Here is a 25,214-nt window from a genome sequence, read left to right as displayed (position 1 = left end):
AAAACGGCAGCGCGATAGCGTGTACGCCAGGCGAGCCGCGGGCGAATGCCGACTACGAACGCCGCAACGGCAATGCATGCTTCTCGCTGCCACGCACTTTGGCCGACGCCGCGCGCACCTGGCCTTTCGCGCCGAGCATCATTTCCTCCAGCCAGTGCGCCAGGATCGAGGCATAGGCTTCGCGCGCATCCTCGCCGGTGAGGCTGTGATCGGCGCCCTGGATCACGCGGTACGTCAGCGAGTGCGTGTGCGTGCACGCTTTGCGGTAGCTGGCGAGCACGGGCGACGGCACGATCTCGTCGTGCTGGGATTCCACGATGAGCGCATCGCCGGTGAACTGCGTGCAGGCGCGCAAGGCGCGGTTGTGTTCCGCTTCGATGGGTTGCCGGCGGTATTCGGCCAGATGTTGAACACGAGCCAACAGGCGCTTTGGCACCATCCAGTCGTCGTCGCGATAGATCGCCGGCGCGCGCAGGCCGAGCCAGCGTACTGGCCGGTGCTCGGTGAGCAGCGCAGCCAGATAGCCACCATAACTGCTGCCGACCACGGCGATGGAATCGCGCTCCACCAATGGATGCGCGGCCAGGAAGTCGTAGGCAGCCAGCACGTCGTGCAGGTTCTCTTCGCGCGAGACCGTGTCGCGCTGGCTGGCGGTGGCGACGTGACCGGTCAGGTCGAAGGTCAGGCATACGCAACCAAGCGCCGCGACCTGGTGTGCATTGTCGTGATACTGCCGCTGGCTGCCGCCCCAGCCGTGCACCATCAGCACGCCGGGCATGCGCGGCGCGGGCGAGATCAGCGTGCCCGCCAGATCGCGGCCGCGCATGGTGATGTGGATGACGTCGTCACGTACCGGCACTGCGTCTTGTCCTCACGTATTTCACCAGATACCCGACGTCGGGATCGCCGCCGCGAAAGACGATCTTGGCGTCCTCGGGCACCGTCTCGGCCGGGTCGTAGCTCTCGCGGGTAGCCGCCCAGACCGCGCGGCGCGACGGATGATCGAGCAGTGCGCTCACCGCTTCCACCTCGGCCGCGCTGGCGCCGCCGATGCGCCATGACTGTTCCAGTACGCCGGAATACCAGCGACCGCCGTCATCCCTGCCCTGCGCCACGTCGTAGTTGGCGCGCGAGGCGAAGGTGCCGGGGAAGCACGCCAGCGCCTCGTCGTGGTAACAGCGCGCCTGCTCCACCGCCAGGCGCTGGTCGCCGGTCAAGGGCAGCTGGCGCAGCGCCTCGAGATCGCCGCGCGTGCACAGCAGATCGGTGCCGCCGTACACCATGGCGCCGTCATGATTGCGCGCCGCGCGCTGGCGCCCCACATAGCTGGCCTGGATGCCGTCCAGCAACACCGTCCCCACGCTAATGGTGGCGACGTCGCTCAGATTGCGCTCGGCCACCAGGCCGTCCTCCAGCCAGGGGCCGTGGCCGCGCGCCTCGATCAGCGGTTCCAGCTCCGCCAGCGTGTCGATCACGCGCTGGCCCAGGCCGCCGCTGTCGTACGGCGACTTGATGCGCACGCGGCCTTCACGCAACAGCGCGCCCGCGGCTTCGCGCAGATCCGCGGCGGTGAACACCGAATAACCCGGCAGCACCACGTCGCGCACTTTCTCGGCAAAAGCCTCCGACCAGCCCGCCGGAGCCACCGCGCCGGCGCGCGGCAGGCCGTGGGTGATGAGCTTGGTGCCCATGAAGGCCTGGCTCACCGCGCCACCGAAGAGGTCGCCCGCGCTCTCGATGCCGAAGCGTCGCGCCTCGCGCAGGCTCAAGGTGCGGTACGGCACCACGTAGCGCGCGCCGCGTGGATGGCGCTCGGTGTCGCGGCCGATGCCGCCGTAGCTCATGCCGAGCAGGCCGGCCAGGCGCTCGGCCACCCACAGGTGGGAAGCCAGCTCGTGTCCGCTGGGTGTTTCCCCCATGGGGGCGTAGACGAGCACGCGTCTTGCATCGCGCTGATGCGGGGAGCTCTCGGCCATGGACACGCGGATCCTCCTGGCGAACGAACGGCCGGCGGCAATGCCCTGCCACGGCCGGGCGCACAGTGTTCCCGCCGCCGCGCGCATGGCATGTGAATGCATCGCCACCCACTCACGCATCGAGGAAAGCCATGAAGACACGACACGTCTACAGCACCACGGGCATGGACATGGTCAAGGAAGGCATGAAGATCGCGCGCCAGTCCGGTATCGCTCACGACGATATTTCGCTGGTCGCCCGCGACGACATCGAACTGGAAGCCATCCCCGAGGAGCGCAAGGTGGTCACCAACGATTTCTATCCCGCCGCCGTCCGCGGCGCGGCCATCGGCGGCGCTTCGGGTCTCCTGGCCGGACTGGTGGCGGTGGCGATCGCGCCGATCGGCCTCACGCTGGCGGGTGCGGGTGCGATGGCGCTGATCGGCGCCAGCATGGGCGCATGGTCCAGCGCCCTGGCCGGCTCCGCGGTGCCCGACCCGGTGCGGCGCAAGTTCGAGGGCGAGGTCCGCGAAGGCCGCATTCTGCTGGTACTGGACGGTGAGGATGCCGCGCTGGCGCGCGCGGACGGTGGTCTGAGGCGAATCGGCGCGACGAGGTTGCCGTTCGATACGCCCTCGGCGCTGTCATAAACCGCAGCGGTATCGGCAGGGCATGCACTGAAAAACTTGCCTGCCGCGGAAGATCTTTCCATGCACGCCGGATAAGGCCGTGCCGTCCCGGGACAGACGTGCATCATCTCCAGACGACAAAGCGCCGCCGCACGACACGTCGCCACCTGGCGTGGCGTACGCCGCACGGCGGCTTGCAGGCTAGTCTGCGCCTGCCGGCAGTGATGTTTACTCGGACTGCTTGCCCTTCTCGATCAGCTCGCGGACGCGATGCCCGCCCTGCTTGCCGAGTTCCGAATAGCCCTCGGGACCGAGTTCTTCCTTGCGCGCTTCGCCGCCCTGCTTGCCGAGCGCCGAGTAGCCCTCCGGCCCCAGCTCTTCCTTGCGGGCTTCACCGCCCTTCTTGCCCATCTCCGAATAACCTTCGGGGCCGAGCTGTTCCTTGCGGATCTCGCCGCCTTTCTGGCCGGCCTCGCGGACGCTCATCGAGCCCTTGTCTTGATCTTTGCTAGCCATGATGCACCTCGTTAGCTTGTCGTATGTGGGTTCTGCCTGGGGTTGCTACTCGATCTGGCCGTAGCCTTTCATGACTTCCTGGGGTCCGCCGAACCGGTCTTCGGGGAGACGTTCGATGGTGTCCAGGATGTCCTGCGGGGCGCTGTTGCGCCTGGCCTGCTCGAGCAGGTCCTGCTTGCTGGCCGGGTAGTCGACGTCGTGCAGATACTTCTGCACGTTGGCGGGGGAATGCCCCCCGATACCTCGTGTCATGGGATGGTCCTCCCGTGGTGATCGGCAGGCGCGTGCGGCACGCTCACTCGCCCTCGGATTGCTTGCCCTTCTCGACCAGCTCGCGCACGCGATGCCCGCCTTGCTTGCCGAGCGTGGAGTAGCCTTCCGGCCCCAGCTCTTCCTTGCGGGCTTCGCCGCCCTGCTTGCCGATCTGCGACATGGCGTCGGGCCCGCGCTGTTCGCGCAACGCCTCCACGCCTTGCTTGCCGAGTTCGGCGTAGCCCTCGGGACCGAGCGCCTCTCTGCGGGTTTCGCCGCCCTTGTGACCGGCGTCGCGCACGCTCATGTCACCCTTGCCGCTGCCGTGGTTTCGTTCGTTGGTGGCCATGTTTCCTCCAGTGGCTGTGGAATGGAATGCACGGACTGCGTCACCGCGCAGGAGCTGTTTTGCAACCGCCATGCCATCGCGGTGCGGGCATCGGCGTGTGTCTTGTGGGCAACTGATCGCGCGGAGGCGTCAGCGCGACGTTGTAAAAGTTGGCGGCTTTGGTAATTCGTTCGCGGCCATGCCGGCGGCTGCCTGGTGCACGACCGCCCAGGCGTGCCGCTGCACTCACTCGACCGACTTGCCTTTGTCGATCAGCTCGCGCACGCGATGACCGCCCTTTTGGCCGAGTTCGGCGTAGCCTTCGGCGCCGAGCGCTTGTTTACGCGCTTCGCCGCCTTGCCTGCCTAGCTTCGCGTAGCCCTCGGGGCCCAGCGCTTCCTTGCGCGCTTCGCCGCCGCGGCGGCCGGCTTCGCGGACGCTCATGTCGCCTTGGCCTTTTTGCTTGCCTGTCATGTCGGTTCTCCTCAGTAGGATGGGTCGTGCGTCCGGGGTGGTCGCACGTTTGGCAGTTAGCAATGGGGATGCCATAAGGATGGGTTGGCGACTGCTGTGCTGGTAAGTGCGTTTGGTGGCGCGCGGTTGGCGACCGTGGCCAAGCGACTAGGCGAAAAGAGGCTGCTGGGCGATTTTCCGTGTGCGACTTTCGTGCGTTGCGCCGACGGGTCTCGCGGAGCGTGTCGGAAGACTGACGTGGGCGCCATCACGTTCCCGTGACTCGGGAGGTAGGACAGTCGTGCTCGCTATATCGCCGATGCTGCCGACGGTCCCAAGTCCAAGCGCATGTCCATCATTCTTGTCATCGAAGACGAGCCGGAGATCCTCGAAGTCACCAGCGTGCTGCTCAGTTCGTCGGGGTACGACGTACTCAATGCGCGCAATGCCGAGGAAGGTATCCGGTTGGCGCTGTCGCGCGACGATATCGATGTCGTGTTTACCGACGTCAACCTCGGCCACGGCATGAGCGGCACTGCCCTGGTCGATCAGTTGCTCGAGCAGGGCTCGCGCGCCGCGATGGTGGTGGTCTCAGGCGATATGGACCCGTTCGGCGGATGGCACCACCCGCACGCGGCCTTTCTTCCCAAGCCCTATGGCCGCCGTCAGCTGCTTGCGGCGATCGTCGAAGCGCGCCAGCGCTCCGTCGCGGAAGCGCAGGCCCCGCGACGCATGCAAGCCTTCCTCTAGAAGATCCCGTCAAGGACATCCGGCCGTCGCGCCCCGGATACCGCGCATTACCGTCCGGCCAAACGTGCGGGCCGTGTCTCAGGAGCCGCCCATGCCAACTTTCGCGAGCCCGCGCTACGACCTGCTCGTCCACGCGATCGAGGATTACGCCATCTACATGCTCGATCGCGATGGCTTGGTCACCAGCTGGAACGTAGGTGCGCAGCGCATCCTTGGCTACCGCGCCGACGACGTGATCGGCCGCCACGTGTCGCTCTTCTACACGGCGGCCGACCGCAAGGCGAGCCGCTCGCAGCATGCGCTGGCGATATCGGCGCGCATGGGGCGCCACGCGGAGGAAGGATGGCGCGTGCGCAAGGACGCTCATCGCTTTTGGGCCCACGTCGCGATGGATGCCATCCGCGACGAGGAAGGCCATCTGGTCGGCTTCGCCAAGGTGCTGCGCGACATGACCGACCGGCGCAAGGCCGAGGAAAAGCTGCGCGAAAGCGAGCGGCGCTTCCGGCTGTTCATGAACAGCGTTTCCGATTGCGCCATCTGCATGCTCAACGTGGAAGGCCAGGTCACGGAATGGAACGTCGGCGCGCGCAGGATCAAGGGTTTCTATGCCGAGGAAGTGGTGGGCCGGCATTTCTCGCTGTTCTTCACGCCGGAAGACATCGAAGCCGGCATGCCCCGCCACCTTCAGGACGAGGCGCGGCTCGCCGGCAAAGCGGCGATCGAATGCCGGCAGGTGCGCAACGATGGCACCCGCTTCGAGGCCAGCGTCATCATGGACGCGGTGCACGATCAGTCCGATCGCCTGCTCGGCTTCGCCGTGGTCACCCGCGACATCTCCGAACGCAAGGAGAACGAGCGCCGGCTGGAAGACATCCGCGCGCAGCTGTTCCAGTCGCAGAAGATCGAAGCGCTTGGCCAGCTGACCAGCGGCATCGCGCACGATTTCAACAATCTGCTGCAGGGCATCGTCGGCTCGCTGGAAGTGGCGCGCCTGCGCATATCGCAGAACAACCCGTCGGACAGCACGCGCTTCATCGACAGTGCGCGTCGCGCGGCCGACCGCGCCGCCGCCCTCACCCATCGCCTGCTGGCCTTCGCGCGGCGACAGCCATTGGTGATGCGCACGGTGGACCTGCGCGACTCCATCCTGGGCATGGAGCCGATGCTGCGCCAGACGATCGGCGAGCTGATCGCGCTGCACCTGGATTTCCCCCCGGATACCTGCCTGGCGCGCTGCGATCCCAATCACTTCGAAAGCTCGCTGCTCAACCTGGCGATCAATGCGCGCGATGCCATGTCGGACGGCGGCCGGCTGACCATCGCGCTGGGACAGATCGAGAACCCCTTGCATCAGCCGCTCGTCGCCCATCTCGGCCCTGGCAGCTACGCGGTGATCGCCGTCTCCGACAACGGCTGCGGTATGGCGCCGGAAACGCTAAAGCGCGCACTGGATCCGTTCTTCACCACTAAGCCCAAGGAACACGGCACCGGCCTCGGACTGTCGATGGTGTACGGATTCGCCGTGCAATCGGGTGGCACCGTGCGTATCCACAGCGAGCCTGGCCACGGCACGACCGTGACGCTCTATCTGCCGACCGCACGCGACGCCGACGATGTCGTCGCGGATGAGACGCCCCGCCCACGCAAGCTGGATGGCGTTGCCGCCATCTTGCTGGTGGAGGACGAGCCGGCGCTGCGCGAACCGGTGGCGTTGCGCCTGCGCGAGCTTGGCTTCGAGGTGATCGAGGCCGATAACGGCTTTCGCGGCCTGGAAGTGCTGCGCTCGGGGCGGCCGCTCGACCTGGTCATCGCCGATATCGGCCTGCCCGGTCTCAATGGCCGCACGATGATGGAAAAAGCCCCGCCTCACCGCAACGACCTGCGCGTGCTCTACACCACTGGCTACACCGATATCTGGGTGCTGCAGCACGGCGAACCGCTGGACAAGCGCTCGGACATGCTCACCAAGCCGTTCGACATGGGCGCGTTGCTGACGAAGATCGATGGGCTGGCGCGGACAGGGTGAACCCTGCCGGCGTCGGCGAAGCACGCCGCCTCATGACGACCGCCCTGTTTTCGCCGGCGCGACTCAGTCCTTCGGCGGCTTGGCAGGTACGAACGGAGACACCGGATCGCTGGCCGGAAAGGTCTCCTCCAGCGAGTGATCCTGGTTTTCGCTCTCGCGCCGTTTGCGCGCCTCGCGCTCCGAGGCCGTCTCGCGCTCTTTCGGCGGCGCGTCCAGGGGATGCTTGATGTCTTTGCGATCACGTTCGCTCATACCTGGATCCTCCGCATGGGTTCGCAGCATGGAATCGTGCGCGTGAAGCGGCGATGCAATCGACGAAGGTATGGCGTGAACGCACATCGTGCCGCTTGGCACGGCGTTTGTATGCCTGCAAGCGGCACCGCCGCCGACATGTCAGGAGCGCATCATGAAACCCACTCGTCACGACGATCGCCATCCGCGCCGGCAAGATGAACGCGAGCCTCGCTGGGTCAACCGCCCGGAGAGCTACGGCGGCTATGCCGATTCGGGCGACGACGATTATCCGGCCGCGCAGCAACGCCACATGCGCGCTTATGGCGGCCCGGCACGGCCGCGCCCCTCCGGCGAATATCCTGGCGATCCGACCGACTACGCCCGCGGCTATTCGCGCGGGCATGCGCCGGGCTGGGGCGATACGCCGCGAGATTTCCGCGGTCAGGGCCCGCGCCGCGCCGCGCCCGCCGACGAGGAAGTGCTCGACCGCATCTGCGAGCGCCTCGCCTGCGATTCGGACCTGGATGCCAGCGACATCGATGTAAGTGTGCAGGAAGGGCTGGTCATCCTGGCCGGCTCGGTCCCGTCGCGTCAGGCAAGGCGTGACGCCGCGGCGATCGCCGAAAGCACGCACGGCGCGCGCGAGGTGGAGAATCGCCTGCACGTGCGAAACCGGGACACCACGGCGTACTGAACAGGCGTACCGAGCGGGGACATCACACCACCAGCCAGCGCAGGCCAAGTGCGTGCAGCGAACGCATCACCGCGTGTGCGTCGAACGGCATCGGCGCGACCGATGCGCTGCCTGGCGCCAGGCGCATCGACGCCATCAGCCGGTTGCCGATGGTTTCCACCACGAAGGCCGGATAGGCCGGCAGTCGCTCCTGGGCTTCGCACTGGCCCGTATCGCGCCAGATGCCGGCATGCACGATCAGGAAGGCGATCTCGCCGGTGTTATGCGCACGCCACGTCGCGAACTCGCCAAGACTGCGCAGCTGAGCCATCGGATTGCGCAGGCCCGCGTCGCGCAATCGGCCTGCGGCCCGCTCCACATCACCCAGCGTATCGTGCACCAGCACCACCACCGGCAGATCTCGCATCCGTCCCGCTCCTCGCTTCATCGATCGACGTACGAGAGGCAGCAAGGCGTATGCCAGCGCGACGCAATCGTGCTCTAGCGGCATATCCACACGAATTAGACGGCATGTGCACCCGATGACGCGCACCATGCCTTCCCCAAGTGGTAGCCGCCGCTCCACGAGGCAACACGGTATGGAGGTTGCGCCTTGCGCGACCCAGGCGGCTGCATCCTCCCTAGAGAAGGCTATGACCGCTATCGCACCGACGATCCTGCTGATTGACGACGACCCCGGATACCTCCAGGCCACCACGGCGCATGCCAAGCTCAAAGGCTGCAAGGTCGTCGCGGCTACCAGTGTCGCCGCCGCCCGCGACGCGGCTGCCGCGCACGTCTACGATCTGGCCCTGGTGGACGTATCGCTGCCTGACGGCAGCGGCCTGGATCTGCTCGAGCGCATCGAACTGTCGCGCCACGGTCAGGCCATCGTGGTCACCGGCTATCCCACGGTGGACAGCGCGATCCGCAGCGTACGCCTGCCGGCAGCGGATTACTTGGTCAAGCCGATCCGCGGCGACAAGCTGGACGAACTGCTCGACAAGGCCCGCGCCAGCGCGGCATTGCGCCAGGCGGCCGAAGGCTGCAGCGCGCGCTGCGGCGAACTGATCGGCCACAGCCGCGCGATGCGCTCGCTGTTCGAGAAGATCGAACGCGTCGCGCCGATGGATGTGACGGTACTGATCCACGGCGAAAGCGGCACCGGCAAAGAGCTGGCCGCGCGCGCATTGCACGATCTGAGCGGACGTCAAGGTCGCTTCGTGGCGGTCAATTGCGGCGCGGTGGCACCGGAGCTTCTGTCCAGCGAAATGTTCGGTCACGAACGCGGCAGCTTTACCGGTGCGGTACGCGATCATGCAGGCTATTTCGAGCAGGCGCAGGGCGGCACCTTGTTCCTGGACGAATTCACCGAGATGCCGCTGGCGCTGCAGACACACCTGTTGCGCGTGCTGGAGGAACGGCGCGTCACCCGCGTGGGCGCTCACAAGAGTCACGCCGTCGACGTGCGCGTGGTGGCCGCGTGCAATCGCGTGCCGGCCGAGGCGGTGGATCAGGGCGTGCTTCGCCAGGATCTCTACTACCGACTGATGGATTTTCCCATCCGCATGCCGGCGTTGCGCGAGCACCCGGAAGACATTCCCTACATCGCCGCCCATTTGCTCGATGGACTCAACGCACACTACGGCACCGAGAAGGCGTTTTCTCCAGACGCCATGACCCGTCTCATGGCCCATCACTGGCCGGGTAACGTGCGCGAGCTGCGGCACGTGATCCAGCGCGCCTTCGTGCTGGCCGAAGACAGCATCGACATCCCGGCGGAGCTGGACACGATAGGCGCGCCGCTGCGCGACCGCGCACGCTTCGAGATGCACGTCGGCCTGTCGCTGGATGAAATGGAGAAGCGCGTACTTCTCGGCACACTGGAGTACTTCGATAACGACAAGGCGCGCACCGCCGAAGTGCTCGGCATCAGCCTCAAGACCATCTACAACAAGCTTGCCCGCTACGCCTCCAGCGACAGCCTGGCGCAGAAGCAGTGAGCGCGGCGAAAGCGTCGTCACGCTCACTGCACATCCGTGTGCGCGCCCATGTAATTTCTTCCCCTCGATGCACTTATCTTCAAGCGCAGGCGATAGCTCGCCCATGCAGGCGCCCGCCGGCCGCGGTTCACGCGACAGCGGGCGCTGGCATGGATGTTGCGACGGGATCAGCGGCGGCAGCGCCGCCGGTCGGAACAGGCGCATCTCACAGCACGCCCACGAGGAAGAGAATGATCACGATGACCAGCAGGATGCCCAGCCCGCCGCTTGGTCCATAACCCCAGGATCGGCTGTAGGGCCAGGTAGGAACCGCGCCGATCAGCAACAGGACGAGCACGATCAGAAGGATCAGGGAAAGTGACATGGCGCTTCTCCTCATCTTCGTGGGTGTGTCCATGGCGCAGCAGTAACCATGCCACGCGATCGCCTCCCGCCCGGTGAGCCACCGGCCCGCCACTCCCTGTTCATCTTCCCAACCGGAGGCTTTCCATGACCACCAACGAACATGACGTCAAGGTACTCAACGACCTCATCGCTACCACGCTCGACAGCGCCGACGGCTACGCCGAGGCTGCCAAGGACGCAAAGAGTTCTCAGCTGGCGAACCTGTTCCGCGACCGCGCGGGCGAGCGTGAGCAGGTGGTGGGTTCACTGCAGCAGCGGGTGGCTTTCCTCGGCGGCAAGCCGGAGGACAGCGGCACGATCCTCGCCTCCGCGCATCGCGTGTTCACCAACCTGCGCAACAGCCTCACCGACAGCGACACCGCCGTGATCGACGAGGTCGAGCGCGGCGAGGATCACATCAAGCACAAGTTCGAAGACGCGCTCGACGATCGCGAACTCTCCAGCGACACCAAGGCGATCATCGCCGACGCCAACCTCTCGGTACGCAGCGGACATGACCAGATGAGCCGGATGAAGCACATGCTGCACGGATGAGGTTTCTTTCTTCTGCTCCCTCTCCCTTCGGGGAGAGGGCTGCCTGCAGCGCGGTGAAGCCGCGGTCCTCGCTGTCCACACCCGGTGCTCTCCTCCAAGGCGAGAATAAGCACATGCCGGCTACATCGACAGCAGGCTCGCATCCACGTCTTCGACGCTCTGCGCGATCTCCCGAAAACCCGCCCACGGATCCTTGCGCTGACGCTTCAGGCGCTGCACGGCGGTGTGGATGTCGAAGGCGTCGCCGCCGCTCAACTTGCCCAGTTCTTCCCAGCGCACCGGCATCGCCACCGGCGCACCCTTGCGCGCACGCAGCGAGTAGGAGGCGATACTGGTGGAGCCGCGTGCATTGCGCAGGTAATCGATGAAGATCAGGCCGCCGCGCCGCCCCTTGCTCGCCACCGCGATGAACTCCTCCGGCCAGGCGCGCGCCAGCGCATCGGCGAAGGCATGCGCGAAGCCCTTGACCGCCGCCCACGGGCACGACGGACGCAACGGCACCACCACGTGCAGGCCCTTGCCGCCGGTGACGCGCAGGAACGATTGCAGGCCCACCTGCCGGAGCAGGCGCCGCACCAGCCGCGCGGCCTCCGCGACGCGCGGCCACGCCACGTCAGGCGCCGGGTCCAGGTCGAACACCAGCATGTCCGCACGATCCGGATCGCTGGCCAGCGCACCCCAGGGATGGAACTCGATGGCGCCAAACTGCACCAGTTCCAGCACCGACTCGGCACTGTCCGGACACAAATAGACCGCGCTGGCGCCACGCTGCTCCTTGAGCTTCGCGCCATGCACATGGCGCAGTCCCTGCATCATGTGCTTCTGAAAGAAGCAGTCGCCGGCGATACCCTCCGGACAGCGCAGCACGGATACGGGGCGACCGCTCACGCCGGGCAGGAACGCCGTCATCACCGCCGCGTAGTAATCGGCGACGTCCTGCTTGGTGACGCCGAGATCGGCAAAGATCACGCGGTCGGGATGGGTGATGGTCACCATGGCTGGCTCCTCTGCCTTGACGGAAGCGCGGCTGCCGCGTTTCGTGCCGGACTTGACGGTCTTCTTCGCGGGCGCGGCCCGGTCCGGGTGCTTGAGATCGGCGATGTCCTTGTCGATGCGCACCGCCTTCAGGCTCGGCTGCCGCAGAAGACCATGGTTGCCGTAACCGCGGAAGAACACTTCGACCACGATCTCCGGCGTGACCCAGGTGGCCTGGCGCAGCAGCGGATCGATCGTACCCGCCTCCACTGCCGGTTGGCGCCGGACCAGCCGGCGCAGGCGCCGCGCAAGGTCGCGCAGCTGCCCGGCGCCGAAACCGGTACCGACGCGACCGGCGAAATCCCAGCCGCCGCTGCTGTTGGGCCGCCCCAGCAGCAGCGAGCCGAAGCCCTCGCGCGTACCCTTGCCGGGGGTGAAGCCGACGATCGCGAACTCGTCGCTCTGCAGCAGCTTGGCCTTGCGCCAGTCGTCGCCGCGACCGCCGCGATACGGCGAATCGGCCGCCTTGGACACGATGCCCTCGACCTTCCACTGCGCGGCCAACCCCAGCATCCGCTCGCCCTCCCCCACGTGATGAGCGCTGAACAGCAACAGGCCCTCCGTGTCCGGCGCGCCGGCCAGCAAGCGCTGCAATAGATCCTTGCGTTCGCGCAGCGCGACGCGGCTCAGGTCGTAACCTTGCAGATGGATCAGGTCGAACGCCGCGTACATCAGCGGCGCGTTGGATTCGCCGGAAAGTACCTGCTGCAGCACGCCGAAATCGCTATGGCCGTCTTTCACCGCGATCAGCTCGCCGTCCAGCCGGGCACTGTCCAGCCCCAGCGCCTCGATCGCCTGCACGATGCCCGGCACGCGCGCCGTCCACTCGATCCGGTTGCGCGACCAGAGGCGCACCTGGCCGTCCGCCACGCCGGCGAGCAGGCGATAGCCGTCCCATTTCACCTCGTGCAGCCAGTCCGCGCCGCGCGGCGGCTGCTCCACCAGCCGGCACAGCTCGGGCGCGAAGAACTCGGCCGCGATGCTGGCCTTGCGCGCGCCAGGCAACGCGGCGGCCTGCTTCACCAGCGTGGCCAGGGAAGACCGCGTCGCACGCTTGCCGCCGCGACGTGTGGCAGTGCTTTTCGGCGTAGCGGTCTTGCGCGCCTTGCGGGCGGGCGCGGGGGGCGGAGCCTTGCCTTCCTCGCTGGCATAGCGATCGTGCGCCTTGATCAGGAACCACGCCGGCTGGCGCTCCTTGCGGTGGCTGCGCACCAGATGCCAGCTGCCCTTGAGGCGACGCCCGTGCAAGGTGAAGCGCAGGTGCCCCTTGCGCAGCTGCTGCGCCACGTCGCCATCCGTGGACCATACGCCGCGGTCGTAGCAATCCACGTGGCCCGCGCCGTAGTTGCCCTTGGGGATATCGCCCTCGAAATCGGCATAGGCCAGCGGGTGATCTTCCACTTCTACCGCCAGGCGCTTCACGCCGGGATCGAAGCTCGGCTCCTTGGGCACCGCCCAGCTCTTGAGCACGCCGCCGACTTCCAGGCGGAAGTCGTAGTGCAGGCGCCGTGCGGCGTGCTTCTGCACCACGAAGATGCTGCCCCCGGCCTTGGCCGGCGCGGCCGGCGGCGGTTCGGCGGTCTGGCGGAAATCGCGCTTGCGGCGGTAGTCGTGAAGTTTCATGGCATGACCCGAAGCCGGCGGCCCGAGCCAACGTAGCCCCGCGACCGTGACCATCAGGTCGACAAGGCGCGCGATAGCGCCCTGCATACGTTGCGGTCACGCGCGCTTTACCGTGCGCGGGCTTTGCTAGCCGTTACCGATGTGACCGAAGGTGTGCCATGCCTCGCCCTCTATGGAACGGCTCCCTGTCGTTCGGCCTGCTCAACATCCCGATGTCGCTGATGCCGGCCGAGCGCAACGTCGACCTGCATTTCCGCATGCTCGATTCGCGCAACAACGCGCCTGTCCGCTACGAGCGCGTCAATGCCGAGACAGGCGAGGAAGTGCCGTGGAAAGATGTGGTGCGCGCGTTCGAGTACAAGAAGGGCAGCTACGTCGTGCTGGAGCCGGAAGATATCCAGGCCGCGCGTTCGGAGAGCAAGGAAATGGTGGAGATCGAGGCGTTCGTCGATGCCGCCTCGGTAGGCCCGGAATATTTCGAGAAGCCCTACGTGCTGGTGCCGGCAAAGAAGGCCGAGAAAGGCTATGTGCTGCTGCGCGAGATCCTGTCGCGCACCGGCCGCGTGGGCATCGCCCGCGTGGTGATCCGCTCGCGCGAATACCTGTGCGCGGTGATGCCGCGCGGCGCCGCGCTGTATCTCCTGCTGCTGCGCTATCCGCAGGAACTGGTCGACATGGACGAGTACAACATCCCCGACGAAGCGCCATCGCACTATCGCGTCTCCGAGCGCGAGATGGACATGGCCGAGCAGCTGCTTGGCTCCATGAGCACGGCCTGGAAACCATCCGACTACAAGGACGAATACCGCGTCCGCCTGAAACAGACCATCGAGAAGCGCATGAAGACCAAGGGCGTGGTAACGCCGGTCGAACACGAGGAAGAGCCGATGGAGGAAACCACCAACGTGGTGGACTTCATGTCGCTGTTGCAGAAGAGCCTGGCCGAGAACAAGCGCACGCCGGCCGCCAGGAAGACGGCAAAGAAAGCACCCCGGAAGAAGGCCGCGGGAGCCGCGAAGAAGACGGCGACGAAACGGGCTGGACACAAGAAGCGGTGAAGAGACGGGGAACGGCCTGCATGACGTCATGCCTTCCCCGCTTCCCGTTTCCGCCCGTCAGAACCTCAACCGCACGAACACCGACGGCCCGTTCAGGCTCATGTCCAAGCGCTCGTCATAGCTGCGACGGTTGCGCTTAATCTTGATGTCCGTGTAGCCGTATTCGGCGCCGAGGCCGACGTTCTTCCACGGAAACCATTCCAGCCCGACCGCGGCGTTCCAGATATGGCCAGCCAGCTTGCCGCCGCCCTTCTTCACGCCCGACGCATCCGCGTACAGGCGGAACTGATCGTCGATCGCGTAGCGCCAGCCCAGCTGCAACATCGGCGCCCATGCGCTGTCGCGGCTGTGCGTGGACGCCTGCACCGTCTGGCCGAGGGCCGACGCTTCGCCGCTGAGACCCGTGCTCAGCCCGTAGTAGGCCGCGCCCACGCCGACGCCGAACACACCCTGCCCGCTGCCGAACCACCAGCGATAAGCGGCGCTGCCGAAATCGAAGTCGAGTTTGGCGCTGACGCGCGCCGATGCCGCGTAATCGTAGCCGCCGTAGCTGATGGCGCGGCTGATCGAGCGGGTTTCCCGTCGATCGATGCGGTAGTAGTCGAACGAAAAGCCCTGATGCTCACCGATCAGCACGTCCACGCGTGCGCGCGGGCTGAACTTGTGATCGGGAAAGCCCAGGTCGTCCTCGAGATTGATATGGCCACTGAGGCCGCGACCGGGATCGCTGGCGCCCACCTTGGTATCGGTCATGGCGTAGTAGCCGCCCAGCCACACGCTTACGTTGTCCAGCGCGGGCGACTGCTGCGCCGCGGCGGTGCCACCGGCGCAGGCGAGCAGGACGGCCGTCGAAAACTTCACTGCGGCGCGAGCCGTCGAGTGCCTGGTTGCTTGATTCATGCGTTGGCTCCCTTTGTCCAGGTGAGCTGGAAATCTAGTCAGCACGAAGTCGATGCGTTGTCCGCTGGCTGTGAAGAGCGTGACGACATGAACTTGCGGCGCGCGCAGCGTGCACCAGCCTGTTCACGCCGTCGTGCCGCGCGCTTGAACCATGCGCACCCACACTCCGGCGGCATGCATACCGTCGGCGATTTCATGCTCGAACGCCTCAGCGCCTGGGGCATCCGGCGCGTGTTCGGCTATCCGGGCGATGGGATCAACGGCCTCATGGGTGCGCTGGGCCGAGCCGTCGATCGCTTCGACTACGTGCGCGTGCGGCACGAGGAGATGGCAGCGTTCATGGCCTGCGGCCACGCCAAGTTCACCGGCCAGATCGGTGTATGCCTGGCCACGTCCGGTCCCGGCGCCATCCATCTGCTCAACGGGTTGTACGACGCCAAGCTCGATCACATGCCCGTGCTGGCGATCGTCGGACAGCAGGCGCGATCCGCATTGGGCAGCGATTATCAGCAGGAAGTGGATCTGCAGGCGCTGTTCAAGGATGTCGCCGCCTATGTGCAGACGATCACCGCGTCGGCGCAGGTGCGCCACGTGCTGGATCGCGCGATCCGCATCGCGCAAGCCGAGCGCGCCGTCAGCTGCGTGATCGTGCCGCACGATCTGCAACTGCTGCCGGCCGTACCCAGCCCGCCGCGCAAGCACGGCAGCGTGTATTCGGGCGTGGGGCCGGCCCTGCCCCACGCGCAACCCGATGCGGCGGAACTGGAACGAGCGGCGGCGGTGATCAATGCCGGCGAGAAGGTTGCGATCCTGGTCGGCGCGGGCGCGCTCGGCGCCGGTACGGAAGTGCGCGCGCTGGCCGAGCATCTCGACGCCGGCGTGGCCAAGGCGCTGCTGGGCAAAGCGGTGCTGCCGGACGATCTGCCCTACGTGACCGGCCCCATCGGCCTGCTCGGCAGCAAGCCCAGCTGGCATCTGATGAATGGTTGCGACACCTTGCTGATGATCGGCACCACGTTCCCGTACTCGGAATTCCTGCCGCCGGACGGCCAGGCGCGCGCAGTGCAGATCGACATCGCGCCTCGCAACATGTCGCTGCGCTACCCGGCGGAAGTGAACCTCGTCGGCGATGCAGCGGCGGTACTGCGACGCTTGCTGCCCCTGTTGCACGAGAAGCGCCATCCCGATTGGCGCGAGCGTATCGAACTGGATGTACGCAAATGGTGGCGCCTGCTGGAAGCTCGCGCGCTGGCGCCGGCCGACCCGATCAACCCGCAGCGCGTCTTCCGTGAGCTGTCGGCGGCACTGCCGGACAACGTGATCATCTGCGGCGATTGCGGCTCGCACACCGGCTGGTACGCGCGCGACGTCAGGCTGCGCGAGGGCATGATGGCTTCGTTGTCCGGAGGACTGGCGACCATGGGCAGCGGTCTGCCTTATGCCATCGCCGCCAAGATGGCGTGGCCGGGCCGGCCGGTGCTGGCGATCGTTGGCGATGGCGCGATGCAGATGAACGGCAATGCCGAGCTGATCACGGTCAAGCAATACAGCGGAGCCTGGAGCGACCCCCGCTTCGTTGTACTGGTCGTGGCCAATCACGACCTCAATCAGGTGACGTGGGAGCAGCGCGCGCTGGCCGGCGATCCCAAGTTCGATGCCGCGCAGCAGGTGGAACGGTTTCCCTATGCGCGCTACGCCGAGCTGCTGGGCATGCGCGGCATACGCGTAGAACGGCCCGAGCAGTTGGCAGACGCGTGGCGAGAGGCCTTCGCCGCGGACCGTCCGGTGCTGTTGGAGGCCATCACCGATCCGGATGTGCCTCCGCTTCCGCCGCATGTGAACTGGGAACAGGCGCGCCACTTGATGTCCGCATTGAGCAAAGGCGACAGCGATGCCGGTGGAGTACTGCGCCAGACCGCACGGCAAGTGCTCGCCGGCCTGTTCGGCGCCAACGATTGAGAGCGAAGAGGTAACCGTCATGCCCAAGCCACCCGCCGACCGGCCCCACGGCAGCGGCGATCGCAACGTGAATGCCGTGGCTCGCCAGGACCGCAAGGGACAGAAAGATCGCGACCGCAAGATCCGCGAGGGCGAGAAAGTCGCCGACAAGGCCGCCAAGCGCGACACCGGCATTCGCTGAGGCCGCCGCCGCATGGCACGTGCACGCATCGGTATTTCCGGCTGGCGCTACGCGCCGTGGCGCGGCGTGTTCTATCCGGAAGACCTGCCGCAGCGGGAGGAGCTGGCCTACGCCTCGCGGCAGCTGGCCAGCATCGAGATCAACGGCTCGTTCTACAGCCTGCAGCGCCCGGCGTACTACGCGCGCTGGCGCGATGCCACGCCGCGTGGCTTCGTCTTCGCCGTGAAGGCGCCGCGCTACGTCACTCACGTGCGGCGCCTGCGTCATGTGGAAGAAGGACTGGCCAATTTCTTCGCCTCCGGCGTGCTGTGCCTGCGCGCCAAGCTCGGCCCCATCCTGTGGCAGCTGCCGCCGAGCCTGCGTTACCACCAGGACGTGCTGGAGGACTTCCTGCGCCAGTTGCCGGCGAACACCGAGCAGGCCGTCGCGCTAGCCAAGCGCCACGGCGCCATGGACAGAGATCGTGTCGCGCTCGAGACCGATCGACGACGACGCCTGCGCCATGCGTTGGAGGTGCGCCACGAGAGCTTCCGCGATCCAGCCTTCATCGCGCAGCTGCGCCGCCATGGCGTGGCCCTGGTGGTCGCCGATACCGCGAGCCGCTGGCCACTGCTGGAAGACGTCACCGCAGGCTTCATGTACCTGCGTCTGCACGGCGACGAGGAGCTTTATGCCAGCGGCTACAGCACGGCGGCATTGCGCGCCTGGGAACGACGCCTGCGCGCGTGGATGTCCGGTTCGCAGCCGCGCGACGCGCATCTCGCGGCGCCGGATGCTGCGCCTCCCAGGCGCCAGTCGCGCGATGTGTACGTGTATTTCGACAACGACCAGAAGGTGCGTGCGCCTTTCGATGCGATGGCGCTGGCGAAACGGTTGGGACGGCGTGGCGGCTGACGCCTGCATGGACGCGCCGGGATGTGGCTGCGATCTTCAGTGAGGTGCCGAATATTCGTTAGCAGACGAACCAGCGCCGGCGCGCGCTCGTCAATGCGCTCTGGACCTCGAATTCACGCCACGTTGGCGATGTTTTGATCAATCCTATGACGTAGTTCACACTTTGCCTCTTGAGAGTTCGCGCGCGGAAGCGCAAACCACTGCACAGCACCACCCTGTGGTGCTTGTTGAAATGAGGTGCTTACTTACGGCATCTTCCTAAGATCGGTTAGCAATGGAGGGGACGCATATGCGGCATCTGCCGATTCGGGGTTATCAAGCGCTTGCGGCGTTCGCGCTGCTCGCAGGGATGGCGGTCTGCGGACCTGCCATGGCGGACAAACGTGCCACTGGCCTCGGCCAGGCGTGGCCCAATGCCCAGGACGTGAGCGCGAGTCCGCGCTGGCACGTCTATGTATTCGAACGCGACGGTATCCGCTACGTACAGCTCAACGACTTGCGCGGCAACGTACGCGCAGCTTTCGCCGCGCAGGGCGGCAACTTCCTCGTGCTGCCCATCGGCAGCGACGCCGCCCGCGTCGCCACGCCGCAGGATCCGCAGCCGGCGCCGGCAAACACCAGCGGCGAGATCGTCTACCACGACAGCGCCGTGCAGCTGCAGGTGACGCCGCAAGCCAACGGCGTGATGACGATGCAGGCGGTCGATTCGACCTGCAGCGATCCGGTGGAGTGCAGCTCGCGGATCAATTGACCAGCAGGCGGTTTGACGTAATCGAGGGCGCGGCGAAGGCCGCGCCCTTTTTTGTTTGCTCCTTCGCGTCGATCAGCGCCACGGCAAGCATCCCGCCCTCTCCCTCGGCGGGGTGAAAGGGAAGTGCGATGCAGCCGCAAGCAGCCACGAGCGAACGGCGCGGCCGCCGCTGCCGCTTTTGCTTTTTGCTGGTTGCTCTTGATCTGCCGGGGTGCCTTTCTCCTGGTTACTTCTCTATTGGGCAAGCAAAGAGAAGTAACCCGGGCCGCGGCAGCGGGCCGAAACCCTCGCCCAAAGGGCGATACACGAATACACCAGACGCATCGATGAGCCAGTGCCAACGCCAGCCCTGCGTCGGGGTTCGCTGGCGCTCACCCCAACCTAAGCCGATACGCTCAAGGGACGGACAGCACAGAGCTCAGGGCGCGGAGGCGCGCGGCAGCTGCTCCACCGGCCGCGACATGCTGCGCAGCGAATCGTGCAGCAGCACCGTAATGCGCAAGCCCATCGGATTCTCGCGCACGTGCGCATCGCCTCCGTAGATCTGCGCGCGCTCGCGGATCGTATCCAGCCCCGAACCGCTGGTACCGAGCAGCGACATCGCCTTCTTCCACTGCTCCTGCGCCAGGCGCACGCCTCCATCCGTCGCCGCGGCGCGATCGCAGTCCATGCGCATCACCACCCAGCGATGGCCCTGGCTGTGCCCGCCGCGGATCAGCAGGTTCACGTGGCGCGTGGGCTGGCAGCTCAACGCATACACCAGCGCCTCGCCCGCCAGGCGATACAAGGCCATGTGCACGTCGGAAGCCAGGTGCTCCAGATCCTGCCCGACCAGCTCGCACTCGTAGGTCGCGCCCACTGCGGCGGCGGCCTGCGCCACCGGGCCTTCGCGCAAGGGCGAAGGCTCGCCCTGCTCGCGCCATACGCGCGGATACAACGCATTGGTGAGGCGATGCATCTCGTGCTGGGCCAGCGCGGCCTGGCGCGAATACGCACGCTCTTCGTTGGCGGGAATCGATTTTTCGCGCAGGCGTTCGAGCAGGCGGTTCTGCATGTCGCGCATCGACTGGCGCAGCTGCTCCAGCGCTTCGGCCGCATTCTTCATGCGCAGCTCTTCCTGATACAGGCCCTGCTGCGCCAGCAGCAGCCCGTACTCGCGATCGATGCGCTCACGCGACTCGGCGGCGTCACCCGCAGCCGACGGGCGCAACAGCTGCGCGCCGAACATCAGCAGCGTGGACACCGCGAACGCGATGATCGCCTGCGCCTGGATCATCGACGGGTCGCGCACGATGGTGGACGTGAGCGCGACCGCGCAGCTCGCTGCCGCGCCACCCAGCGCCGCGCCGCGCCAGCCATGGCGCAGGGTGAGCCAGGCCACCGGCAGGAACATCGCGATGCGGCAGACCTGCATGGCATCGCCGTTGCCGCTGGCATAGCCCAGCCACGCCAGCGCGGTGAGCGGCAGCACCAGACTCATCGCGCCGTCGCGCAGCAGCACGCTATGGCGCAGTGCGATCCACACCGTACCGGCGCGCAGCCCCGCGAACCAGCCGCGTGCGGCAAGCACCAGCGGGGTCAGGGTCAGGCCACCGAGGTAATTGCCGAGGAAGTAACCAAATACGATGCGCGCGGTCACTGCGGGCGCCGCATGGCCGGCCGGCATCTGCACCGTGGCGAGCGCGGCGACATTGCCCGCGGCAGTGAGCACCGCGCAGGCGAGGATCGCGCCGAGCAATGCCGGCATGTCGACCTGGCCGTCCGCCTGGAGAATGCGCGTATGGCGACGGAACCATGCCACCGCCGGCGCGCACAGCGCGATCGGCGGGAAGGCGGCGAACATCGCCCATGCCGCGCCGAACTGGTCATGGCACAGCCATGCCTGGTAACCGACGGGAATCGCCTCGCCAAGCACCAGCGCGGGCCAGTAGCGGACAGGCATGAACAGCAGCGCGGCGAGGCGCAGGCTGGCCGGCAGGTTCCAGTTGGACACGGACACGCTGCGGAGCAGGACATACACGGCCGCATAGACGGCCGCCACCAGAAGGTGACGCCACCATACGAAACGGATCGATTCCTCCCGCATAGCCTCCCTCCCCGTCGTCGCCATCGTCCTCCGGTCGCCTTTGGCGGCTACCGCTCGCTGCTGCATGAAACCCTGCCCTCGCCTGGATCGGCTCCCCTTGCGATCCTGGATGGACTAATGATCGGACGGAACAGTTTCCCACGCTACGTCGTTGGACCGGTGCATTGGGGGGCAAGTCTTCGAATGTGTGATGCGCTTCACGCTGAACTTGCCCGGCGACGCCGCCGACGTCCGCTTGAGCCCGGAAGGCCCTCCCGATCCGATGCCATTGTGGCACGGCCGGCAGGCCCAAGGATGCACGGACACCGGCACCTCGGATACTCACCGAACGTTATGAAAGAAGCGTGCCATGTCGTTCGGCTAGACCGTAGGCCATAGGAATAATTCTTGCCAACAATACTGTCGCCGCTCCGCGCGAGACATATCACCACCATCCTGAGGCAAACGGATGGCATGCGGCACTGGTTTTCCGCCCCTCGGAGTCGCCAACGCAGGACGCCATGGCCCGTTGACGGTTCGTGCCGAGAGGCCGGCCTCCGGCGCGCTGGGCATTCAAGCCGACGCCGCCGCGTGGTCGGGCCTGGCGCGCCAGTCCGGCTCCGGTTCGGCGGCGCGCTCCGTGTTCGGCGGTTTCGCGTAATGGCCGGCCTATCGGGATCGGCCTGACGCACCGGAACGCCGGACTGGAGCGTGCATGTGCGCGAAGGCGATCGAGTTGCGCGCGCACTTTGCCGGCGAACGCTTCGTCTGCCCGCGCAGCGTATCGTCGGCTGCAAGCCATGCTTCGTCGCGCTTGCCATCGATGGCTTCGAGCGTGGTGCGTGCGACGCAGCGGCTGAGCATCATCGAGATGGAGGCGTTCGCCGGCAATGTGAGCGCGGCATCGCGCATGCCCCAATATTTGATCAGCGCGATATTCGCCGGCGCGATAGCCGTGACTTTCACGCGATCGCCTCCACCGCGCGCTCCACGCGCAGGCCGGGCATGCCCAGCGGCACGGTGAAGCGCTCCCATCCGGTCAGCTCGCACACGCGCAGCGGCGGACGGCCGGGCCACAGCACCAGCAGCGCGCCGGCGCCGGGGCCGGCCAGCGAACCGGCGCCGGAAATCTTCGCCGCGCCGCCGGCGGCCTCGATAGCGCGGATCGCCGCGCGCACCGGCGGCGGCACCACGCCGAGGCATTCCAGGCAGCGCTCGTAATCCCGCATCGCCGCCACGCCGCCGAGCGCGAGATCGCCCTTCCCCGCCAGCCATGCGCCGAAGGCCAGCGTGGCGCGCTCCATCGAAGCGAGCAGCGCGGTCGCGTCGCCGTCGTGCGCAAGCCGCTCGCGCACGGCGCTCACCACCGTGCCCGTCGCCTCGGCGGCGGCGCCGGTGTGATACAGCTGCAGGCGGCGCAGCCGCTCGCGCCGGAACGCCATGGGTACCAGCACGAGTCCGCCGGCAGCGCGTCGCGCCGCGCGCACCAGCCCGCCGCGCAGGACGGTGCCGTGGTCGATACCGGACGGCTGGCCGTGCTGCCGCCGCTCGATATCCAGCACCAGTGCTTCGAGCGTGCTCGTGTCCGTGCGATCGCCGCCCAGCCCCAGCGAAGCCGCTGCGATGGCGACCGCGACGGCGGCCGAGTTGCCGAAGCCGGCACCGCATGGAATCTGCGACGCCACGTGCAGCGCCAGGCCGCGTGGCCGCCGCGTCGCGAACGGCAGGCTTTCGCCGATGGCGACCAGGGCCAGGTGCGCCGGGTCCGCGCCGCGCATGCGCCGGAACGCGGACGGATCGGGCCGCTGCGCATAGTCGAGCCAGCGCGCGCGGGTCGCAGCGGTGTAATCGTCGATGTCGTGCCAGGTATAGGTGCCGCGCAGGCCGATATCGGGCAGGTCGAGCTGCACGCCCTCCTGCATGCTGTCGCGCGCGACCGCGCTGCAGTACAGGCCCAGCGCGGCGATGATGGCTGGACGGCCGAACACCGCGGCGTGTTCGCCCATCACGATCACCTTGCCTGGTGCGATGGCGGTGACGGCGCTCATCCGCATGCCGCCGGACGGCCGAACCGCTGGTAGGCGTCCGCCAGATGGCTGGCCGCCACCGGATCGGGCAAGGCGCCCAGCACGGTGCCGCCGCCGATCGCCGCGAGTGGCATGTCCGGCAGGTGGACCGATGCGTGCACCACCCACTCGAGGAAACGGCGCGTCTGCTCGATGCCTTCGCTGCGGAACGCCGGTGCGCGCGTCATGCCCACGTCTTCCACGCCCGACAGCGCACCGCCGGCATCGCGGATCGCGCGGCAGCCGCGTGCGCTCAGCGGACCGACCACGCCCAGCGGCACCTGCACCGTGCCGATCAGGTTCTCGCAGCACGCCGCCGCCATGTCCACGGAGTAGCTGCCGATGACGTCGAGAGACCATTCCGCGCGGCGCTCGAAGGCCTTGCGGCGCACGCGCGCAGTCTGGTCGATGCTCAGGTGTTCCGGCAGTTCGTGCAGCTTGCGTCGTCCCCGGTAAAGCTCCTCGGCGAGGTCATCGAGCTCGCCGAAGGTCTGCGGCAGATTCATGCGTGCCCCCTGCCGGTGCCTGGGCGCCGGCGTTCGCGATCCATGAACTTCGGCGCGCGCGGTCCCACGACGGGCATGCGTCCCGCCGGAGGCGACCACAGAACACCGTTCCCCGCGGCCGGGCCGGGTGCCGGCCGCTCGCGCGCGGCCATCCCTATGGCGGCGGCGCTTCGGGCGATGCTAAGGCACGACGGCCCCGGCTGTCCGTGACCGTGCGGTAATCCGAAAGTGAAACCCGGATCGCGGTGCCGTGAAGACGCTCAGGCCTTGCGATGCAGCCAGGTCGCCAGCTCGATGGTGTGCGCACCGTGCACGCCGCCGGGCAGCGGCAGGAAACGATGGCGGCGCACGCCGCCGGCCGCTTCGAGATACAGCGTGAGTTCGCGCGGCTGCACGGCCACGACATCACCCACGACGAGGCTGCGGGCGGCCGTTTCGGCAGCGTTCCATTCCGCGTCCAGTTCCAATCCCTCGCCCGGCAGGGCGAGCCGCGCCCGCGCAAGCGGACCGGCCTGGTCCAGATGCAGTATGCGCGCGCTCCAGCCGGCTTCGCCGCGCGGTGCCAGCGGCAGGTGTTCCGGACGCAGCCATACATCCACCGCGCGTCCCGAGAATTCCGGTGGCAGCTCGCCCTGCACCGCCAGGCCGCCCAGGTGCAGACGGTCGCGCTCGACGTGTCCGGCGGCGCGGCTGGCGCGTCCCACGAAACCATGCACGAACGGCGTGGCCGGCGCGCGGTAAATCTCCTCCGGCGTGCCGACCTGTTCGATGCGTCCCTGGTTCATCACCACGACGCGATCGGCCAGTTCCAGCGCTTCGTCCTGGTCGTGCGTGACCAGCAAGGTGGTGAGGCCGAGCGAGCGCTGCAGCTCGCGCAGCCACCCGCGCAGGCTTACGCGCACCTGCGCGTCGAGCGCGCCGAAGGGCTCGTCCAGCAAGAGCAAGGACGGCTCCACCGCCAACGCGCGCGCCAGCGCCACGCGCTGGCGCTGGCCACCGGACAGCTGCGCTGGATAACGTCGCGCCAGCGCTTCCAGTTGCACGCGGCGCAGCAGTGCTTCCACTCTCGCGGCGATTTCTCGCCGCGACGGCCGCCGAGCGCGCGGCCGCACGCGCAGGCCGAAGGCGACGTTCTCTGTCACTGTCATGTGCGCGAACAGCGCGTAGTGCTGAAACACCAGGCCCACGCCGCGGCGCTGCGCGGGAAGCGCGAGCAGATCCTCGCCGTCGCGCAGTACTTCGCCGCAATCGGGCTCGTCCAGGCCGGCGAGGATGCGCAGCAGCGTGCTCTTGCCCGAACCGGAAGGGCCCAGCAGCGCCACGAATTCGCCGGATGCGATATCCAGCGACACGTGCTCCAGCGCGCTGAATAATCCGTAGCGGCGGGTCAGGCTTTGAATGGAAAGACTCATGCGATC

Annotated in this window: 28 protein-coding genes; 12 read left to right on the top strand and 16 right to left on the bottom strand. The window is 67.2% G+C overall.

Features of this window, described 5'->3' with window-relative positions; translation table 11 throughout:
- Positions 1-52: 52 nt before the first annotated feature.
- Complete coding sequence (locus ACNR9O_RS07375) at positions 53-859, bottom strand: alpha/beta hydrolase family protein (RefSeq protein WP_473681897.1); 807 nt, start codon at positions 857-859, stop codon at positions 53-55.
- Entirely contained in the window at positions 846-1,976 is a 1,131-nt protein-coding gene (locus ACNR9O_RS07370; RefSeq protein WP_473681898.1) for a DUF3182 family protein, read from the bottom strand. The genes ACNR9O_RS07375 and ACNR9O_RS07370 overlap by 14 nt, the downstream gene beginning before the upstream one ends.
- 131 nt (positions 1,977-2,107) lie before the next feature.
- Between ACNR9O_RS07370 and ACNR9O_RS07365 the strand changes: the two genes are divergently transcribed.
- Positions 2,108-2,605 carry a hypothetical protein gene (locus tag ACNR9O_RS07365; RefSeq protein ID WP_473681899.1) on the top strand — a complete coding sequence of 166 codons (498 nt, stop codon included), beginning with the start codon at positions 2,108-2,110 and terminating at the stop codon, positions 2,603-2,605.
- Positions 2,606-2,812: 207 nt separating this feature from the next.
- On the opposite strand, the gene ACNR9O_RS07360 is transcribed toward ACNR9O_RS07365, so the two are convergent.
- The 4 genes from ACNR9O_RS07360 to ACNR9O_RS07345 all read right to left on the bottom strand — a co-directional run bounded on the left by ACNR9O_RS07360 (position 2,813) and on the right by ACNR9O_RS07345 (position 4,154).
- Positions 2,813-3,100, bottom strand: coding sequence for a KGG domain-containing protein (locus ACNR9O_RS07360; RefSeq protein WP_473681900.1), 288 nt, complete (start codon positions 3,098-3,100; stop codon positions 2,813-2,815).
- 45 nt (positions 3,101-3,145) lie between these two features.
- The gene (locus tag ACNR9O_RS07355) at positions 3,146-3,352 is read right to left on the bottom strand and encodes a DUF2795 domain-containing protein (protein ID WP_473681901.1); all 207 of its coding nucleotides are present in this window, start codon (positions 3,350-3,352) and stop codon (positions 3,146-3,148) included.
- 43 nt (positions 3,353-3,395) lie between these two features.
- Entirely contained in the window at positions 3,396-3,701 is a 306-nt protein-coding gene (locus tag ACNR9O_RS07350) for a hypothetical protein (RefSeq protein ID WP_473681902.1), read from the bottom strand.
- 225 nt (positions 3,702-3,926) lie between these two features.
- Positions 3,927-4,154: a KGG domain-containing protein gene (locus tag ACNR9O_RS07345; protein WP_473681903.1), complete on the bottom strand. Its 228-nt coding sequence runs from the start codon at positions 4,152-4,154 to the stop codon at positions 3,927-3,929.
- A 327-nt stretch (positions 4,155-4,481) separates the two neighbouring features.
- Here ACNR9O_RS07345 and ACNR9O_RS07340 point away from each other — a divergent pair, with 327 nt between their 5' ends.
- Together ACNR9O_RS07340 and ACNR9O_RS07335 are read left to right on the top strand one after the other, a co-directional pair.
- A complete protein-coding gene (locus tag ACNR9O_RS07340) occupies positions 4,482-4,883 on the top strand; it encodes a response regulator (protein WP_473681904.1) in 402 nt (133 codons plus the stop codon).
- Between the two features lie 91 nt (positions 4,884-4,974).
- Positions 4,975-6,909 carry a hybrid sensor histidine kinase/response regulator gene (locus ACNR9O_RS07335; RefSeq protein WP_473681905.1) on the top strand — a complete coding sequence of 645 codons (1,935 nt, stop codon included), beginning with the start codon at positions 4,975-4,977 and terminating at the stop codon, positions 6,907-6,909.
- A 63-nt stretch (positions 6,910-6,972) separates the two neighbouring features.
- On the opposite strand, the gene ACNR9O_RS07330 is transcribed toward ACNR9O_RS07335, so the two are convergent.
- Entirely contained in the window at positions 6,973-7,161 is a 189-nt protein-coding gene (locus ACNR9O_RS07330; protein WP_473681906.1) for a hypothetical protein, read from the bottom strand.
- Positions 7,162-7,315: 154 nt separating this feature from the next.
- On the opposite strand from ACNR9O_RS07330, the gene ACNR9O_RS07325 reads away from it, so the two are divergent.
- The gene (locus ACNR9O_RS07325) at positions 7,316-7,837 is read left to right on the top strand and encodes a BON domain-containing protein (RefSeq protein WP_473681907.1); all 522 of its coding nucleotides are present in this window, start codon (positions 7,316-7,318) and stop codon (positions 7,835-7,837) included.
- Positions 7,838-7,859: 22 nt separating this feature from the next.
- Here the strand turns inward: ACNR9O_RS07325 and ACNR9O_RS07320 are convergent, their stop codons facing one another.
- Positions 7,860-8,243, bottom strand: a complete 384-nt coding sequence (locus ACNR9O_RS07320; RefSeq protein ID WP_473681908.1) for a hypothetical protein — start codon at positions 8,241-8,243, stop codon at positions 7,860-7,862.
- Positions 8,244-8,469: 226 nt separating this feature from the next.
- Here ACNR9O_RS07320 and ACNR9O_RS07315 point away from each other — a divergent pair, with 226 nt between their 5' ends.
- The gene (locus ACNR9O_RS07315) at positions 8,470-9,819 is read left to right on the top strand and encodes a sigma-54-dependent transcriptional regulator (RefSeq protein ID WP_473681909.1); all 1,350 of its coding nucleotides are present in this window, start codon (positions 8,470-8,472) and stop codon (positions 9,817-9,819) included.
- 205 nt (positions 9,820-10,024) lie between these two features.
- Here the strand turns inward: ACNR9O_RS07315 and ACNR9O_RS07310 are convergent, their stop codons facing one another.
- Complete coding sequence (locus ACNR9O_RS07310) at positions 10,025-10,183, bottom strand: DUF3309 family protein (protein ID WP_473681910.1); 159 nt, start codon at positions 10,181-10,183, stop codon at positions 10,025-10,027.
- Between the two features lie 125 nt (positions 10,184-10,308).
- On the opposite strand from ACNR9O_RS07310, the gene ACNR9O_RS07305 reads away from it, so the two are divergent.
- Positions 10,309-10,758, top strand: a complete 450-nt coding sequence (locus tag ACNR9O_RS07305) for a PA2169 family four-helix-bundle protein (protein WP_473681911.1) — start codon at positions 10,309-10,311, stop codon at positions 10,756-10,758.
- A 120-nt stretch (positions 10,759-10,878) separates the two neighbouring features.
- Here the strand turns inward: ACNR9O_RS07305 and ligD are convergent, their stop codons facing one another.
- Positions 10,879-13,416 carry a DNA ligase D gene (gene ligD, locus ACNR9O_RS07300; RefSeq protein WP_473681912.1) on the bottom strand — a complete coding sequence of 846 codons (2,538 nt, stop codon included), beginning with the start codon at positions 13,414-13,416 and terminating at the stop codon, positions 10,879-10,881.
- A gap of 158 nt (positions 13,417-13,574) precedes the next feature.
- Between ligD and ku the strand changes: the two genes are divergently transcribed.
- Positions 13,575-14,474, top strand: a complete 900-nt coding sequence (gene ku / locus ACNR9O_RS07295; protein ID WP_473681913.1) for a non-homologous end joining protein Ku — start codon at positions 13,575-13,577, stop codon at positions 14,472-14,474.
- 57 nt (positions 14,475-14,531) lie between these two features.
- On the opposite strand, the gene ACNR9O_RS07290 is transcribed toward ku, so the two are convergent.
- Positions 14,532-15,374, bottom strand: a complete 843-nt coding sequence (locus ACNR9O_RS07290) for a hypothetical protein (protein ID WP_473681914.1) — start codon at positions 15,372-15,374, stop codon at positions 14,532-14,534.
- An 87-nt stretch (positions 15,375-15,461) separates the two neighbouring features.
- On the opposite strand from ACNR9O_RS07290, the gene ACNR9O_RS07285 reads away from it, so the two are divergent.
- The 4 genes from ACNR9O_RS07285 to ACNR9O_RS07270 all read left to right on the top strand — a co-directional run bounded on the left by ACNR9O_RS07285 (position 15,462) and on the right by ACNR9O_RS07270 (position 19,159).
- On the top strand, positions 15,462-17,333 hold the full coding sequence (locus tag ACNR9O_RS07285) for a thiamine pyrophosphate-requiring protein (RefSeq protein ID WP_473681915.1): 1,872 nt from the start codon (positions 15,462-15,464) through the stop codon (positions 17,331-17,333).
- 19 nt (positions 17,334-17,352) lie between these two features.
- The gene (locus ACNR9O_RS07280) at positions 17,353-17,514 is read left to right on the top strand and encodes a hypothetical protein (RefSeq protein WP_473681916.1); all 162 of its coding nucleotides are present in this window, start codon (positions 17,353-17,355) and stop codon (positions 17,512-17,514) included.
- A 12-nt stretch (positions 17,515-17,526) separates the two neighbouring features.
- Positions 17,527-18,408: a DUF72 domain-containing protein gene (locus ACNR9O_RS07275; RefSeq protein WP_473681917.1), complete on the top strand. Its 882-nt coding sequence runs from the start codon at positions 17,527-17,529 to the stop codon at positions 18,406-18,408.
- Positions 18,409-18,778: 370 nt separating this feature from the next.
- Entirely contained in the window at positions 18,779-19,159 is a 381-nt protein-coding gene (locus ACNR9O_RS07270) for a hypothetical protein (RefSeq protein WP_473681918.1), read from the top strand.
- Positions 19,160-19,577: 418 nt separating this feature from the next.
- On the opposite strand, the gene ACNR9O_RS07265 is transcribed toward ACNR9O_RS07270, so the two are convergent.
- On the bottom strand, positions 19,578-21,245 hold the full coding sequence (locus ACNR9O_RS07265; RefSeq protein ID WP_473681919.1) for an MASE1 domain-containing protein: 1,668 nt from the start codon (positions 21,243-21,245) through the stop codon (positions 19,578-19,580).
- Positions 21,246-21,753: 508 nt separating this feature from the next.
- On the opposite strand from ACNR9O_RS07265, the gene ACNR9O_RS07260 reads away from it, so the two are divergent.
- Complete coding sequence (locus ACNR9O_RS07260; protein ID WP_473681920.1) at positions 21,754-21,885, top strand: hypothetical protein; 132 nt, start codon at positions 21,754-21,756, stop codon at positions 21,883-21,885.
- Positions 21,886-21,893: 8 nt separating this feature from the next.
- On the opposite strand, the gene ACNR9O_RS07255 is transcribed toward ACNR9O_RS07260, so the two are convergent.
- The 4 genes from ACNR9O_RS07255 to ACNR9O_RS07240 all read right to left on the bottom strand — a co-directional run bounded on the left by ACNR9O_RS07255 (position 21,894) and on the right by ACNR9O_RS07240 (position 25,208).
- Positions 21,894-22,190 carry a hypothetical protein gene (locus ACNR9O_RS07255; RefSeq protein WP_473681921.1) on the bottom strand — a complete coding sequence of 99 codons (297 nt, stop codon included), beginning with the start codon at positions 22,188-22,190 and terminating at the stop codon, positions 21,894-21,896.
- Positions 22,187-23,272, bottom strand: a complete 1,086-nt coding sequence (locus ACNR9O_RS07250) for a mevalonate kinase family protein (RefSeq protein ID WP_473681922.1) — start codon at positions 23,270-23,272, stop codon at positions 22,187-22,189. Before ACNR9O_RS07250 ends, ACNR9O_RS07255 begins: the two co-directional genes overlap by 4 nt.
- Positions 23,269-23,796, bottom strand: a complete 528-nt coding sequence (locus tag ACNR9O_RS07245; protein ID WP_473681923.1) for a hypothetical protein — start codon at positions 23,794-23,796, stop codon at positions 23,269-23,271. The genes ACNR9O_RS07250 and ACNR9O_RS07245 overlap by 4 nt, the downstream gene beginning before the upstream one ends.
- A gap of 260 nt (positions 23,797-24,056) precedes the next feature.
- Complete coding sequence (locus ACNR9O_RS07240) at positions 24,057-25,208, bottom strand: sulfate/molybdate ABC transporter ATP-binding protein (RefSeq protein ID WP_473681924.1); 1,152 nt, start codon at positions 25,206-25,208, stop codon at positions 24,057-24,059.
- Positions 25,209-25,214: the final 6 nt, after the last annotated feature.

The organism is Dyella sp. CR10, from assembly GCF_055814425.1.
The sequence above is the reverse complement of the archived record's forward strand: the minus strand, read 5'-3'. Positions and strand labels throughout refer to the sequence as shown.

Excerpts from the sequence above, each read along its gene's own strand:
- ACNR9O_RS07370 (WP_473681898.1), bottom strand. The coding sequence starts at position 1,976 with ATGGCCGAGAGCTCCCCGCATCAGCGCGATGCAAGACGCGTGCTCGTC.
- ACNR9O_RS07365 (WP_473681899.1), top strand. The coding sequence starts at position 2,108 with ATGAAGACACGACACGTCTACAGCACCACGGGCATGGACATGGTCAAG.
- ACNR9O_RS07360 (WP_473681900.1), bottom strand. The coding sequence starts at position 3,100 with ATGGCTAGCAAAGATCAAGACAAGGGCTCGATGAGCGTCCGCGAGGCC.
- ACNR9O_RS07355 (WP_473681901.1), bottom strand. The coding sequence starts at position 3,352 with ATGACACGAGGTATCGGGGGGCATTCCCCCGCCAACGTGCAGAAGTAT.
- ACNR9O_RS07350 (WP_473681902.1), bottom strand. The coding sequence starts at position 3,701 with ATGGCCACCAACGAACGAAACCACGGCAGCGGCAAGGGTGACATGAGC.
- ACNR9O_RS07345 (WP_473681903.1), bottom strand. The coding sequence starts at position 4,154 with ATGACAGGCAAGCAAAAAGGCCAAGGCGACATGAGCGTCCGCGAAGCC.
- ACNR9O_RS07340 (WP_473681904.1), top strand. The coding sequence starts at position 4,482 with ATGTCCATCATTCTTGTCATCGAAGACGAGCCGGAGATCCTCGAAGTC.
- ACNR9O_RS07335 (WP_473681905.1), top strand. The coding sequence starts at position 4,975 with ATGCCAACTTTCGCGAGCCCGCGCTACGACCTGCTCGTCCACGCGATC.
- ACNR9O_RS07330 (WP_473681906.1), bottom strand. The coding sequence starts at position 7,161 with ATGAGCGAACGTGATCGCAAAGACATCAAGCATCCCCTGGACGCGCCG.
- ACNR9O_RS07325 (WP_473681907.1), top strand. The coding sequence starts at position 7,316 with ATGAAACCCACTCGTCACGACGATCGCCATCCGCGCCGGCAAGATGAA.
- ACNR9O_RS07320 (WP_473681908.1), bottom strand. The coding sequence starts at position 8,243 with ATGCGAGATCTGCCGGTGGTGGTGCTGGTGCACGATACGCTGGGTGAT.
- ACNR9O_RS07315 (WP_473681909.1), top strand. The coding sequence starts at position 8,470 with ATGACCGCTATCGCACCGACGATCCTGCTGATTGACGACGACCCCGGA.
- ACNR9O_RS07310 (WP_473681910.1), bottom strand. The coding sequence starts at position 10,183 with ATGTCACTTTCCCTGATCCTTCTGATCGTGCTCGTCCTGTTGCTGATC.
- ACNR9O_RS07305 (WP_473681911.1), top strand. The coding sequence starts at position 10,309 with ATGACCACCAACGAACATGACGTCAAGGTACTCAACGACCTCATCGCT.
- ligD (WP_473681912.1), bottom strand. The coding sequence starts at position 13,416 with ATGAAACTTCACGACTACCGCCGCAAGCGCGATTTCCGCCAGACCGCC.
- ku (WP_473681913.1), top strand. The coding sequence starts at position 13,575 with ATGCCTCGCCCTCTATGGAACGGCTCCCTGTCGTTCGGCCTGCTCAAC.
- ACNR9O_RS07290 (WP_473681914.1), bottom strand. The coding sequence starts at position 15,374 with ATGAATCAAGCAACCAGGCACTCGACGGCTCGCGCCGCAGTGAAGTTT.
- ACNR9O_RS07285 (WP_473681915.1), top strand. The coding sequence starts at position 15,462 with ATGAACTTGCGGCGCGCGCAGCGTGCACCAGCCTGTTCACGCCGTCGT.
- ACNR9O_RS07280 (WP_473681916.1), top strand. The coding sequence starts at position 17,353 with ATGCCCAAGCCACCCGCCGACCGGCCCCACGGCAGCGGCGATCGCAAC.
- ACNR9O_RS07275 (WP_473681917.1), top strand. The coding sequence starts at position 17,527 with ATGGCACGTGCACGCATCGGTATTTCCGGCTGGCGCTACGCGCCGTGG.
- ACNR9O_RS07270 (WP_473681918.1), top strand. The coding sequence starts at position 18,779 with ATGGCGGACAAACGTGCCACTGGCCTCGGCCAGGCGTGGCCCAATGCC.
- ACNR9O_RS07265 (WP_473681919.1), bottom strand. The coding sequence starts at position 21,245 with ATGCGGGAGGAATCGATCCGTTTCGTATGGTGGCGTCACCTTCTGGTG.
- ACNR9O_RS07250 (WP_473681922.1), bottom strand. The coding sequence starts at position 23,272 with ATGAGCGCCGTCACCGCCATCGCACCAGGCAAGGTGATCGTGATGGGC.
- ACNR9O_RS07245 (WP_473681923.1), bottom strand. The coding sequence starts at position 23,796 with ATGAATCTGCCGCAGACCTTCGGCGAGCTCGATGACCTCGCCGAGGAG.
- ACNR9O_RS07240 (WP_473681924.1), bottom strand. The coding sequence starts at position 25,208 with ATGAGTCTTTCCATTCAAAGCCTGACCCGCCGCTACGGATTATTCAGC.